The following is an 11345-nucleotide window of genomic DNA, read 5'->3' as shown; positions in this document are numbered from 1 at the left end:
GTGGTGATTCTATGAGTAAATGGAATGTCGTTTTAAGTACAACAGAACCATATAATTATGTGGGGATGATTCAAGTTCGACAAGGCAATAAGAATACAGAGGTTATGGAAGCGACTATAGTTGAAAATGGTCTTCCCTACGATTTATCAGAATGTAAGGTATATTTTGAATCAGTTGTAGGTGGGAAATATCCAGTCCAATTAGAAACAAAAATTGTGGATGCTAAAAAAGGGAAAATTAACTATATTTTTGATAAATATTCCATGCAGTGTTTACATCGACAAACAGCCAATTTCATTATATTTAAAGGAGAAGACTTGATTGGAACAACTCAAGACTTCTCTTATTTTGTCATTAATGCTGTTTCAAAAACAGAAGGAGAAATGGGTTCTTATTGGCAATCAATCGAAGATTTAATTGCGGATATGACGGACTTTATTAATGAAAATAAAGGCGATTTTACGGACTGGATGAATGAAAGGAAAGAAGAATTTGAACGTTGGAGACAAGAACAGGAACACAGTTTCCAAGATTGGAGAGAAGGACAAGAATCAGACTATTTGGCATGGTTTGAATCAATCAAGGATATTTTAAAGACGATTGATCCTGGTGGAACAATGCTTGCGGAATTAATGGATGCGAGAGTAGATATTCAAGGAAAACGACACAATTCAATTTCAGAACGTTTGCTTGCCGATATGAATTATTTGTATCAAAAACTACGAACAAGCTTATTTACTATCGAGTATGCTGAAATTGAAGTAGTGGATATTCTACAAGATGATTTATTTTCTAGGAATCATGAGATAGAAAAAGTGGAAAGTATTGAAAATAATATATCCGAAGGAGCGTTAATTGTAGCCACAATTGATGATAAAGAACAGCGTGTATTTACTCTGGAGGAAGTAGTAATAGATAAGATTTTGACTATTAATCCATATATTGTTGGAAAAACAGATTGGATTACTGGTACATGCAAAGTATTTGATGCAAAAAAAATTGGTATTGAAATAAATGGTAAGAAAAAAGATATCGTCCCTTCCAATGAATTAAAAAATGGCGCATTTAAATACTACACTGGAAAAACAATTCAATTAGGTGATCAAGTACAAGTCGTACTTTATGACAATATGACTATAGAATTAACAAGAAAATCAGTTGTTGTTCAGGAAGAAGGTGAATCAATTGGTGCAGATTAAACGTATGATGGAAACAGACGACACAGGCGTTCAACGTCAATTTATGCCAATTACTCATGTTTCTGCAGTCTTAGGATTAGAAAACATTACCTCGGGACAGTCAAAAGTTCTTTCGGTTAACGGTAAATCTGGAGCAGTCATTCTAACGAAGGCTGATTTAGGATTAGAAAATGCGATTACCAAACTACCTTACGCAAGCGAAGATACTGATGGTATTTTAACTGCCGAAATGTTTCAAAAGATTGTAAATGGTGAAAGTGGAACATATCTTTTACCAATTGCTACTAATGAACAATTAGGGGGCATAAAAGTTGGTGAACACTTAGAAATCACTGAAGAAGGTATTTTATCTGCAATTAAGCAAACAGATTTTAATTTTACGGAAGAATTAAAAGAAAAACTAGAATCCCTAAAAGTTTTAAAAGCGGGAGTAAATATATCAATTGCAGAAGATGGAACTATTAGTTCTACAGGCGGAAGTGAATCTGGCGGTGTTAATCAATTATATGTCGACCAAAAATTTCAAGAAGCAGTTGATCAAGCTAAAACCTATACAAACGAGAGAATTCCAAATTTTACTTTTGAAAAAATTGGGGAGGTATAGAGAATGACAGATATCGTAAAGGTAAAACAAAGCGGTGTACAGGTTTTTCCACAAACTCATTGGAATGCTGTGGAAGGCAAACCTGAAACTATTAAAGGGGATAAAGGAGATCCTGGGCAAGCTGCAACTATTACTGTAGGTACAGTTACTAGTGGATCTACTGCTTCTGTTACAAATGTAGGAACCTCATCTGCGGCTAGATTCAATTTTGTATTACCAAAAGGAGATAAGGGAGATCCTGGAACAAATGCTACAACGACATCTGTAGCTACGACGGCCGCTAATGGGTTAATGTCCAAAGAAGATAAAGCAAAATTAGATGGAATAGCAAATATTACATTTGAGAAAGTAGGCGAAGTTTAATGTCTGATATTGTGCAATTAAAAGAAAATGGTGTGCCTAAATATTTAAAAACTCATTTTAGAGCAATTGATGGAGCTGAAGCATTAGTACAAACATCTGGTAATCAGTCTGTTGATGGTTTTAAAAACTTTTTACAAACACCAACAGTGAATGATGTACCAGTAATTTTAGATCGTTTTGTTTCAAAAACAGTAAAAACAACGAATACAACAGATTTTACCAATGAAAGTTCAGTCAGATTTGAACGATGTGGACGAAGTGTAGTGGCTAATTTTGCGATTACAAATAAATCAGCAAATTTTGCTGGATGGAAAAACTTAATGGCTTTTCCAAAAGGATATACTCCAACTTCGCTAAAGGATTGGGGTGGAACTTTGGCGAATAAAACCAATCGAAATCCTGCATTATCTGTTTATGCGAATGCTTCGGGAATTGCTGTGATGGTTTCTACTACAAATTTACCAGAAAATCAAGAGTGTTCTGGAACCGTCAGCTATTTTACAAATGATGCGTGGCCAAATTAATAGGGGGAATGAATGATGAAAACAATGTATGAATATCTTTATCCGGTAGGTTGCAAGGTATGGGAAAACATGCCAGATGATTTTCCAGAAGGAGTGCCGTATACCTTGGTACCACCATTACCAGATATTCCGTTAGATCGTCAATTTTGGAATCCGAGTGAACGGAAATGGGAAGAAGTTGTCACACAAGATTTTTCTAAAAAACTAGCTCTGCTAGAAAATTTATCTGAAGGGTTACAAGATGATAATAAAATATTGAAACAAGCGAATGAAGAATTAACAAAAAGAGCTGATTCGTTAGCACAAATCAATTCAAAAACGATGCTTACAACTATTCAAAACAGTAAAGAAATCGATTTATTGAAAGATCAACTTCAATCATCGAAAAATGAAGGGGGAGAATAATATGTATTCCTATGAAGATATCAAAATGATGTATGACTGGAATTGCTTTACTGCAGATCAAGTTCGACAATTTGTTCCGTTGTGCATTACAGAGGAAGAAGCAGACAAAATTATTAATAAAGAAAGTTAAGGCATGCTCCCTGGAGTATGCTTTTTTGTTGGAAAGTTGGTGAACGATGAGTATTGATGCGATTATTTCTGCTTTAAGTATTGCAGGAACGTTAGTTGGTACGTTTGCAGGCATTGTTTTTTCAAATAAACTGACCATTTATCGAATTGAGCAATTGGAGAAAAAAGTTGAGAAGCATAACCATATTGTTGAACGTACTTTTCTATTAGAAGGACGGATGAATGAAGCAGAACACGATATTCAGGAAATGAAAGGAGGCGAGAAGTAATGATTTTACCCGATAAATATTATCAAATTATTAAATGGACAGTACTTACGGTATTGCCTGCTTTATCTGTATTAGTAGCCACATTAGGGAAAGCATATGGATGGAATGGAACAGACATGACAGTACTCACTATCAATGCAGTAGCAACATTTTTAGGCGTTATCACTGGTGTGTCTGCTTATAATTTGAAAAAATAGGAGGAAACAAATGAAGAAGAAAATCATTTTATCATTGAGCCTGTTAACGGCTCTTTTTTTATTGCCTTCGAATGCTTTTGCCTACACTATTAACAATGAATTTAATTTAGGTGTAAATGAAGGTAGCTCACAAGTAGCAAATAATCAGTACATTTTACTGCATGAGACGGCTAACGAAACAGCAACAGGACGAAATGAAGCGCAGTATATGCAACGTTCATGGACTAGCGCTTACACTGCTTATATTGTGGGAGACGGCGGAATTGTTTATCAAGTCGGTCAACCTGGTTATGTACAGTACGGTGCTGGTTCGTATGCTAATGCCAATAGTCCTGTGCAGATTGAGTTACAACACACACATGATAAAGCAACTTTTGAAAAGAACTATAAAGTATACGTTGAATTGGCAAGAGATTCAGCAATGAAATATGGTATTCCATTAACATTAGACACTCCTTATAACCAACCAGGAATCAAATCGCATTTATGGGTAACACAAAATATCTGGGGCGATCATACAGATCCTTACGGTTATCTTTCTGAAATGGGCGTAAGTAAAGAAAAATTAGCATATGATTTAGCTCATGGATTTACCGATGAAAATCCAACTACTTCAGATGATAAACCAGTCATTGATCCAACTAGAGCAGGTGCTGCAAATCCTACGCTGACAGATGGAACAAATTACGCCCACATTGATCAGTTCGGAGAAATCGAAAACGCAAACTTGCATGTAGCAGGATGGCATATTGCTAACTATAAATACGAGTATATTTTCATTATGGATTACAATACTGGAAAAGAATTAGCTCGAGTAAGAGCTGATGGAATTTATAGACCAGATGTAAACCAAGCTTATAATACTTCTGGAAATGTTGGTTATCATGTATCTTTCAATATGCGTAATTTTCCTAATAAGAAAGTCTATGTAATGATGCGGGCAACGAATGATCCAGAAGGGAACACTAAAGGCGGAGCACAAGATTTTCATGATAAACGCTGGTATTTAAATATTCCGCAACGATAAAAAATGGCCCCTCGTTGAGGGGCAGTACATATAATTAGGCTACATCTGCAATTTTAGTTATTGTTATAAAGACGGCTAAGATGTAAAATTAACATATATTTATAACAAATGATCGGAGAAGCGGCTGTTGGAAGAATTACATTTATTTTTTGATGATTCAGGCGTCTTGCATAGGAATGCACCTAATAGATTTTTTGTCTACGCTGGATACGCATTCATTGGCAAGGATAATAAATAAATTGCAAAAAGAAAATATAAAAAAGTGGTTCAACGAATCCAAACCAAACGAGGTAACAGAGAAGAATTAAAAGCTTGTTATTTAGATAAAAGTGAAAAATACGAATTATACAGGGTTTTAAAAAACGAACATAGTATGGGATTAACAGTTGATATCAAAAGGGTACAGTCAAATATTTTAGATCATAAAAAATCAATACACAGATATAAAGATTATGTATTAAAAAGACTGGTCAAAGAAAAAATTAAGTTGCTGATAAATAGAGGATTATTGAATCCAGAGGACGACTTAAAGCTATGTATCTGTGTGGATGAGCAAGCCACTGCAAGTAATGGCTATTATAATTTTGAGGAATCAGTATATGAAGAACTAAAAAATGGTGTTCATAATTTTAATTATGGTGTATTTTATGAACCTATTTGGAAAGGTAAGTTAGAAATAAATGTGTCTTATTGCGATTCTAAACATAATTATTTGATACAAGCTAGTGATATATTGGCAAACAGATTATGGACATCGTTCAAGATTGATAACAGAGAAATGAGAAATATACCGGAACATTCTTGTATGAGGTTGCCTTAAAAAATAAGCTAAATTTTTTTAAGCATAACTATTGCATTTAGCAGATAGTTACTTTATGATTAACTTACAGGCGAATTAATTTCGCACTGCCGACACAAGGAATACGATAATAATTATTAAGCGTAATGTAAGTACGCCGTCCCTTGTGGGCCACCTCCAAAAGGTGGTTTTTTTATTTAATTTTAATCAGTATTGTATTTGTATTTTCGTTCTGCAATTAACTCTTCTAAATGCTTAAATATAGTTCTTTATATTAAATCGTGTTATCCTTGTGTTACCATTACATTCGTGTTATACTAAACAAGTAATCTAATTTGAAACGTAATCTGAGCGATATATTCACACTATAAAAACTCCTTTTACAAAGTAATATTAATTGCAACAAAACACGTATTATATACGTATCAGGAGGAAATATATATGAATAACGGTACAGTAAAATGGTTTAACTCAGACAAAGGTTTTGGATTTATCACTGGAGAAGATGGAAATGACGTATTTGCACATTTCTCAGCGATCCAGGGAGAAGGCTTCAAGTCTTTAGATGAAGGCCAAGCAGTTACTTATGATATTGAAGAAGGTCAACGTGGCCCTCAAGCAGTAAATATTGTAAAATAATGTTGAACTTTAAACACCTCATTTGAGGTGTTTTTTTATTTTAAGCTAGATACCGTAATTATTGCTAGCAATTTAGAGTAGTTCGTTACTAATTAAGGAGCAAATAAAATTATTATAATATAAAAAATTAAGCAAATAATAGACTAAAAAATAACTATGTGAGATAATAAACATAGAAAAAAGCTTCAGATACTCCCTCACCCTAGAGTCTTTCCCCAAAAAGATAAGTATCTGAAGCTTTTTTCTTTTTATGACTTGGAAATAATAGCATAAAATAATATATTTTACAAAGAATAAGTACAATCTAGTTTTTTGCTATTAAATGTGTAATAATTAATGTGCCATCACAACAAAGAATGAAAACCATTATTATCTAGTCTATGTCCATTCTTTTTGTTTGCAGTAGTTGTGATGGCTTCTCGTACCTTTAGCTCAATTGGTTAGAGCAGACGGCTCATAACCGTCCGGTCGTAGGTTGAGTCCTACAGGGTACATATAGTAATTAAGTTAGTTCTGTGTTAAAATTATTTAGAAGAGTATTTATGTAAATAAAAGCTTTCTTCAGCCACCTTCGGGCGGTTATTTTTTTATACACAATCTTATGTCTATTTCCTTCATAAGTTATGATGACATCTGTTCAGAGCTACTCGAAAGAATAGTTTTTTAGTATTGATTTTTTATAGGATGAGATTATAATAATAGTCGTAATAGCTGATGAATCAATTTCCCAATCTTTTTACGCATTTAAACAGCGAAGCGTCTTCGGACGCTTCTTTTTTGTACTACAATCAATATTTATATTTGGATTACCTCCAGATAGTTTCTTTGTATAAAAAAACGACTCATAATGAGTCGTTTAATAGATCAGAGTAATAAGTCATTGATTTCTTTAAATTCTTTATCAAGTTCTTTTTCATCATATTTTTCATATTTATCAGCTTCATGAAGAACTTTTTTAATTTCATGAATAGCCTTTCGTTCAACTAACCATTTTTTTAGGTTATGTTTTTTTTCTGGATTTTCAGATAGCGTATCAAGTTCGTCTAACTCTTTATCCAGTTTATTGACAACAGAAACAATTTTGTTTACAACTTTTTCTTCTTTGTTTTCTAAATTTGACATTTATCTTCACGTCCTTTTTATTTGATAATTTAAGTATAGAACTTTGATATAGTTTATACAAATAAAAACGCTTCTTTGTGTATTCTGTGCTTTTCTTTTGGAATGAGGAAAACTTTGGAGTAATATGAACGTGGACAGAAAAATATTTAGGAGGAATAAACTATGTGTACGTCTATTACTTATGTAACAAGTGATCATTATTTTGGAAGGAATTTTGATTATGAAATATCTTACAATGAAGTAGTCACTATTACTCCAAGAAATTATAAGTTGAATTTTCGAAAGGTAAATGATTTGGATACTCATTATGCAATGATTGGTATTGCCGCTGGTATAGCTGACTACCCTCTTTATTACGATGCGACAAATGAAAAAGGATTGAGTATGGCTGGGCTAAATTTTTCTGGGTATGCTGATTATAAAGAAATACAAGAAGGGAAAGACAATGTATCTCCTTTTGAATTTATTCCTTGGATTTTAGGACAATGCTCAACAGTAGGAGAAGCTAAAAAATTGTTAAAAAATATCAATTTAGCAAATATAAATTATAGTGATGAACTTCCTTTATCCCCTTTACATTGGCTATTAGCTGATAAAGAAAAATCAATTGTCATTGAAAGTATGAAAGATGGACTTCATATATATGATAACCCTGTGGGCGTTCTTACCAATAATCCTTCATTTGACTATCAATTATTTAATTTAAACAATTATCGTGTCTTATCGAGTGAAACTCCTAAAAATAATTTTTCAAATCAAATAAGTTTGAATGCCTATAGCCGCGGTATGGGAGGGATAGGCTTGCCTGGAGATTTATCCTCAGTATCTCGTTTTGTTAAAGCGACTTTTACGAAGCTGAATTCTGTATCTGGAGATTCAGAGTCAGAAAGTATTAGTCAATTTTTCCATATCTTAGGTTCAGTAGAACAACAAAAAGGTTTGTGTGATGTTGGTGATGGAAAATATGAATATACAATTTATTCTTCTTGTTGCAATGTTGACAAAGGAATCTATTATTATCGAACATATGAAGACAGTCAAATTACTGCAATTGATATGAATAAAGAAGACTTAGATAGTCATAAGTTAATTAGTTATCCAATTATAGAAAAACAACAAATTAAATATATAAATTAGTTAATGTGTTGTGATTGATTATTTAATATAGATATAATACAAAAAAGGCAAAGATATTTTCAAAACATTTTTTCTTGATGTGATATCCTTGTCTTTTTTGTAATGTTTTTAACTTATTGCTTTTGCAAAATTTATTTACCTGTTTTCTGGATCAACGATAGTGTATATTATGCTATCCTTGTTTGGATTTTAGGACGTTTAAAGAGGCACTTTTTTACATAACTTAATCCATAGACCTTTTAAGCATGCTGTGAGATAATAATAAAGAAGAGTTTAAAGCGCACCCCAAACCACTTCCCCATAAGTGTATTACGCTTTAAACTCTTTTATATTTGAAGCCATTAAAAAGCATACCATATAACTATAAAAAATAATGGGAAAAAGACTTATAATTGGAGTGGTAGTTAATTAGTGACTTATTTTTGGTTTTATAGCACTGATACTATAAAATATAGATATCATCATATTACACAATCTTAATACTAACTTAAAAATATCTCCTTTTATAAGTATGGTGATAAAATCCGTTCCGGGCTACCTTTTTAGGTAGCCTACTTTAATCTTTATACCTTTCTGGATCAACGAAAGTATACTTTATATAGTCATAACGCCGATGACCGCTCCGTGCGTCTGACACATTCGTCACGATATCAAATATACATCTTTCTTCATTCTCGTTTTCGCAGCAGGGATTTTAAAGTAGTTTTTATTGGAAGAATAGAGATTAATTAATAAGCTATCTTCTATTGCTAATGGTCAGAGCAGACGGCTCATAACCGTCCTGTCGTAGGTTCGAGTCCTACAGGGTATATAAGGATAGATAAATATACAAGGAGGTAAAGAAATGGCTATTACTGTGAACATTTATTATAGTGGTACAAATGGAAATGCGAAAAAATTTGCAAAAGAGATGGTTTCAACTGGAGTTGTAGAAGATATCCGTGCAGAAAAAGGCAATATTAAATATGAATACTTTTTTTCAATGAATGATGAGGACACAATTCTTCTAATTGATAGTTGGACAGATCAAGATGCACTAGACAAACATCATGAATCTCCGATGATGGCTCATATTACTAAACTTAGAGAAAAATATGATTTGCATATGAAAGTTGAAAGATATGTAACAGATATAAAAAATATTTCCGCAAAAGACTCCGCTTTTATAAGAAAATAATGTGCTTATTTTATTTGATAGGATAGTTTTTCCTTTAGAGTGAGAAGAACACTTGTAGTAACAGTACTCTTAAGTTAATTTATCTATAACTAAACCATTTTTTATACACCTTCGGGTATTTTTTTATTTCAAAAATATAGAATATATAATCTCTTAAATTGGTAAAATAAATGTGTTAGATGTTTTGGTCTATCCGAAAGAGTAGACTTTTTTATGTGAATTTAATAACTGTATCTAATTTTAAATTAATTAATACAATGTTTTAAAAATAATGTTTGTATGCAGTTACATCTGACTTTATCCGAATTAAGAAAAAGATTTATAAAAATAAAATAAAAAAATACATATTTAAATTGACTGATTGTGAAATCATTAACTATAATTTGTTCAGTTTGTGTTAAGGAGAATGGTGATATGAATAAGAAAATTGTAGTAAGTGGATTAATTATAGGTGGATTAGTGTTAGCAGGGATCGCAGGGAAAAACTTTGCCGATGATATTTTGTTATGGGGTGGAGAAGATAATATTGAACAAATCAATCATAATTTGGAGTCATTAGATAAAGCACTAGAAAATAAAGAGCAAAATATTAGTAGTTTAAATTCACGATTATCTTCAAATAATCAAGAACTTGAGCAAGTAAAGGCTAACGTTGAAGAATATAAACAAAAAGTGTTGACTTTGGAAAATGAGAAAAATCAATTAACTATAGATAAAACAAATTTAGAGAATCAATTATCAGGAAAAAATGCTGAATTGCAAGGTAAACAAAATGAAATCAATGCTAAAATTGATGAAATAAATCAAAAAATAGCTGAAATAAATCAATTAAACACTGATTGGAATAATCGTTTACAAACAGAACAAAATAAATTTAATGATGCTCAAAATACTGTTAATAGTTTAAATCAACAAATTAATCAATTGTCAAATGAAAAAAATACTATTAAAAACCAATTGCAAAGTACTCAACAAAAACTAGAAAAAGAGCAATCAGAAAACAGTAATTTGAATAATTATATTGAAAAACTGGAAAAAGCCAAAAGCGATGTAGAAGACACAGCAAATAGATCACAAGAAATCGTGACTGAACATACAGGAAAATAGATGTATTTTTTAGTTTAAATTTCTTTAACAAAATAGTATTTTGTTGCTAAATAATTTTTATTTGAATATTCTACAAAAATATCTCCTCTCAAAATGGAGGGGAAGTACATATTTATATTTTTGCTGAACGACAGGAAACGGGGAAAGGTCTTTTTGTTTGTACTTCAAAAAGACTAAAACATATTAAAAAAGGTCTTCCACCTTTAAATAGATTTGAAATTTTACCAAATAAAGAGACTTCTAGAATTAAATCGCCATTTCGCATGCCAGTTCTGGTGGATTGTGATCGGTTATTTGTCTTAAGTGGTATCTCTATACCATTAACGTTACTTACAAATCGGAGGTATATATGTAGAGAATACCTAGAAAAAATTTTACAAATAAGGAAAAATAATATGAGATGTGAAATTGTGCCTTTAGAGATTAAATCAATGATTTCATTAAATCCTTTGCTAAATTTAAAACCGAAAGATTCAAATCTGACTTTGAGTAGCTAAAGACCTCAACCAATCATTCTTGGCTGAGTTTTTTTCGTTCTTATATTAATTGTTCTAACTCCGGTTTCAATATGCATATAAAAAAGTAAAAATAATAGAAAAACTAGTGATAGTTTTGGTGATAGTGATATTAAAAACCAGAAAAGATGG

15 protein-coding genes, 1 tRNA gene and 2 pseudogenes are annotated in these 11345 nt (G+C 31.8%); 16 read left to right on the top strand and 2 right to left on the bottom strand.

The window, feature by feature from the left end:
* Window positions 1-11 precede the first annotated feature (11 nt).
* The 13 genes and pseudogenes from IGJ32_RS08185 to IGJ32_RS08125 form a co-directional block, all read left to right on the top strand.
* Window positions 12-908: pseudogene (locus IGJ32_RS08185) on the top strand (phage baseplate upper protein); the annotation flags it as partial.
* A gap of 15 nt (window positions 909-923) precedes the next feature.
* Window positions 924-1199: an immunoglobulin-like domain-containing protein gene (locus IGJ32_RS08180; protein ID WP_306453783.1), complete on the top strand. Its 276-nt coding sequence runs from the start codon at window positions 924-926 to the stop codon at window positions 1197-1199.
* A complete protein-coding gene (locus IGJ32_RS08175; protein ID WP_034698423.1) occupies window positions 1186-1803 on the top strand; it encodes a hypothetical protein in 618 nt (205 codons plus the stop codon). The genes IGJ32_RS08180 and IGJ32_RS08175 overlap by 14 nt, the downstream gene beginning before the upstream one ends.
* 3 nt (window positions 1804-1806) lie before the next feature.
* The gene (locus IGJ32_RS08170) at window positions 1807-2166 is read left to right on the top strand and encodes a hypothetical protein (RefSeq protein ID WP_034698422.1); all 360 of its coding nucleotides are present in this window, start codon (window positions 1807-1809) and stop codon (window positions 2164-2166) included.
* The gene (locus IGJ32_RS08165) at window positions 2166-2690 is read left to right on the top strand and encodes a hypothetical protein (protein ID WP_164885458.1); all 525 of its coding nucleotides are present in this window, start codon (window positions 2166-2168) and stop codon (window positions 2688-2690) included. The genes IGJ32_RS08170 and IGJ32_RS08165 overlap by 1 nt, the downstream gene beginning before the upstream one ends.
* 15 nt (window positions 2691-2705) lie before the next feature.
* The gene (locus IGJ32_RS08160; protein WP_081125323.1) at window positions 2706-3095 is read left to right on the top strand and encodes a hypothetical protein; all 390 of its coding nucleotides are present in this window, start codon (window positions 2706-2708) and stop codon (window positions 3093-3095) included.
* Window position 3096: 1 nt separating this feature from the next.
* The gene (locus tag IGJ32_RS08155) at window positions 3097-3225 is read left to right on the top strand and encodes an XkdX family protein (RefSeq protein ID WP_080292486.1); all 129 of its coding nucleotides are present in this window, start codon (window positions 3097-3099) and stop codon (window positions 3223-3225) included.
* 46 nt (window positions 3226-3271) lie between these two features.
* The gene (locus IGJ32_RS08150; RefSeq protein WP_010718827.1) at window positions 3272-3493 is read left to right on the top strand and encodes a hypothetical protein; all 222 of its coding nucleotides are present in this window, start codon (window positions 3272-3274) and stop codon (window positions 3491-3493) included.
* Complete coding sequence (locus IGJ32_RS08145) at window positions 3493-3690, top strand: phage holin (protein WP_034698416.1); 198 nt, start codon at window positions 3493-3495, stop codon at window positions 3688-3690. The genes IGJ32_RS08150 and IGJ32_RS08145 overlap by 1 nt, the downstream gene beginning before the upstream one ends.
* A gap of 10 nt (window positions 3691-3700) precedes the next feature.
* Window positions 3701-4717, top strand: a complete 1017-nt coding sequence (locus IGJ32_RS08140) for a peptidoglycan recognition protein family protein (protein WP_161440307.1) — start codon at window positions 3701-3703, stop codon at window positions 4715-4717.
* Window positions 4718-4979: 262 nt separating this feature from the next.
* On the top strand, window positions 4980-5537 hold the full coding sequence (locus tag IGJ32_RS08135) for a DUF3800 domain-containing protein (RefSeq protein ID WP_409541431.1): 558 nt from the start codon (window positions 4980-4982) through the stop codon (window positions 5535-5537).
* 420 nt (window positions 5538-5957) lie between these two features.
* Window positions 5958-6155 (top strand): cold-shock protein, encoded by a 198-nt coding sequence (locus tag IGJ32_RS08130; protein WP_002293041.1) that lies wholly within the window; start codon window positions 5958-5960, stop codon window positions 6153-6155.
* Between the two features lie 421 nt (window positions 6156-6576).
* Window positions 6577-6649: transfer RNA gene (locus tag IGJ32_RS08125), tRNA-Ile, on the top strand.
* 370 nt (window positions 6650-7019) lie between these two features.
* Here the strand turns inward: IGJ32_RS08125 and IGJ32_RS08120 are convergent.
* Window positions 7020-7277 (bottom strand): hypothetical protein, encoded by a 258-nt coding sequence (locus IGJ32_RS08120; RefSeq protein WP_002295273.1) that lies wholly within the window; start codon window positions 7275-7277, stop codon window positions 7020-7022.
* Between the two features lie 162 nt (window positions 7278-7439).
* On the opposite strand from IGJ32_RS08120, the gene bsh reads away from it, so the two are divergent.
* A complete protein-coding gene (gene bsh / locus IGJ32_RS08115) occupies window positions 7440-8414 on the top strand; it encodes a choloylglycine hydrolase (RefSeq protein ID WP_002295271.1) in 975 nt (324 codons plus the stop codon).
* Window positions 8415-8970: 556 nt separating this feature from the next.
* Here bsh and IGJ32_RS08110 read toward each other — a convergent pair.
* A pseudogene (locus IGJ32_RS08110) lies at window positions 8971-9167 on the bottom strand (DUF5960 family protein); the annotation flags it as partial.
* A gap of 91 nt (window positions 9168-9258) precedes the next feature.
* Between IGJ32_RS08110 and IGJ32_RS08105 the strand changes: the two are divergent.
* Together IGJ32_RS08105 and IGJ32_RS08100 are read left to right on the top strand one after the other, a co-directional pair.
* Window positions 9259-9591, top strand: a complete 333-nt coding sequence (locus IGJ32_RS08105; protein WP_010718759.1) for a putative quinol monooxygenase — start codon at window positions 9259-9261, stop codon at window positions 9589-9591.
* A gap of 414 nt (window positions 9592-10005) precedes the next feature.
* A complete protein-coding gene (locus IGJ32_RS08100; protein ID WP_081123338.1) occupies window positions 10006-10698 on the top strand; it encodes a DNA-directed RNA polymerase subunit omega in 693 nt (230 codons plus the stop codon).
* Window positions 10699-11345: the final 647 nt, after the last annotated feature.

Source organism: Enterococcus sp. DIV1639a (genome assembly GCF_050530445.1).
Lineage (GTDB): Bacteria > Bacillota > Bacilli > Lactobacillales > Enterococcaceae > Enterococcus_B > Enterococcus_B hirae.
Note: the sequence above shows the minus strand (reverse complement) of the source record. Positions and strands in the feature narration are given on the sequence as shown.

What these genes read in the sequence shown, in the direction of transcription:
- IGJ32_RS08170 (WP_034698422.1), top strand. Translation starts at nt 1,807, where the DNA reads ATGACAGATATCGTAAAGGTAAAACAAAGCGGTGTACAGGTTTTTCCA.
- IGJ32_RS08145 (WP_034698416.1), top strand. Translation starts at nt 3,493, where the DNA reads ATGATTTTACCCGATAAATATTATCAAATTATTAAATGGACAGTACTT.
- IGJ32_RS08160 (WP_081125323.1), top strand. Translation starts at nt 2,706, where the DNA reads ATGAAAACAATGTATGAATATCTTTATCCGGTAGGTTGCAAGGTATGG.
- IGJ32_RS08100 (WP_081123338.1), top strand. Translation starts at nt 10,006, where the DNA reads ATGAATAAGAAAATTGTAGTAAGTGGATTAATTATAGGTGGATTAGTG.
- IGJ32_RS08165 (WP_164885458.1), top strand. Translation starts at nt 2,166, where the DNA reads ATGTCTGATATTGTGCAATTAAAAGAAAATGGTGTGCCTAAATATTTA.
- IGJ32_RS08155 (WP_080292486.1), top strand. Translation starts at nt 3,097, where the DNA reads ATGTATTCCTATGAAGATATCAAAATGATGTATGACTGGAATTGCTTT.
- IGJ32_RS08120 (WP_002295273.1), bottom strand. Translation starts at nt 7,277, where the DNA reads ATGTCAAATTTAGAAAACAAAGAAGAAAAAGTTGTAAACAAAATTGTT.
- IGJ32_RS08140 (WP_161440307.1), top strand. Translation starts at nt 3,701, where the DNA reads ATGAAGAAGAAAATCATTTTATCATTGAGCCTGTTAACGGCTCTTTTT.
- bsh (WP_002295271.1), top strand. Translation starts at nt 7,440, where the DNA reads ATGTGTACGTCTATTACTTATGTAACAAGTGATCATTATTTTGGAAGG.
- IGJ32_RS08150 (WP_010718827.1), top strand. Translation starts at nt 3,272, where the DNA reads ATGAGTATTGATGCGATTATTTCTGCTTTAAGTATTGCAGGAACGTTA.
- IGJ32_RS08105 (WP_010718759.1), top strand. Translation starts at nt 9,259, where the DNA reads ATGGCTATTACTGTGAACATTTATTATAGTGGTACAAATGGAAATGCG.
- IGJ32_RS08130 (WP_002293041.1), top strand. Translation starts at nt 5,958, where the DNA reads ATGAATAACGGTACAGTAAAATGGTTTAACTCAGACAAAGGTTTTGGA.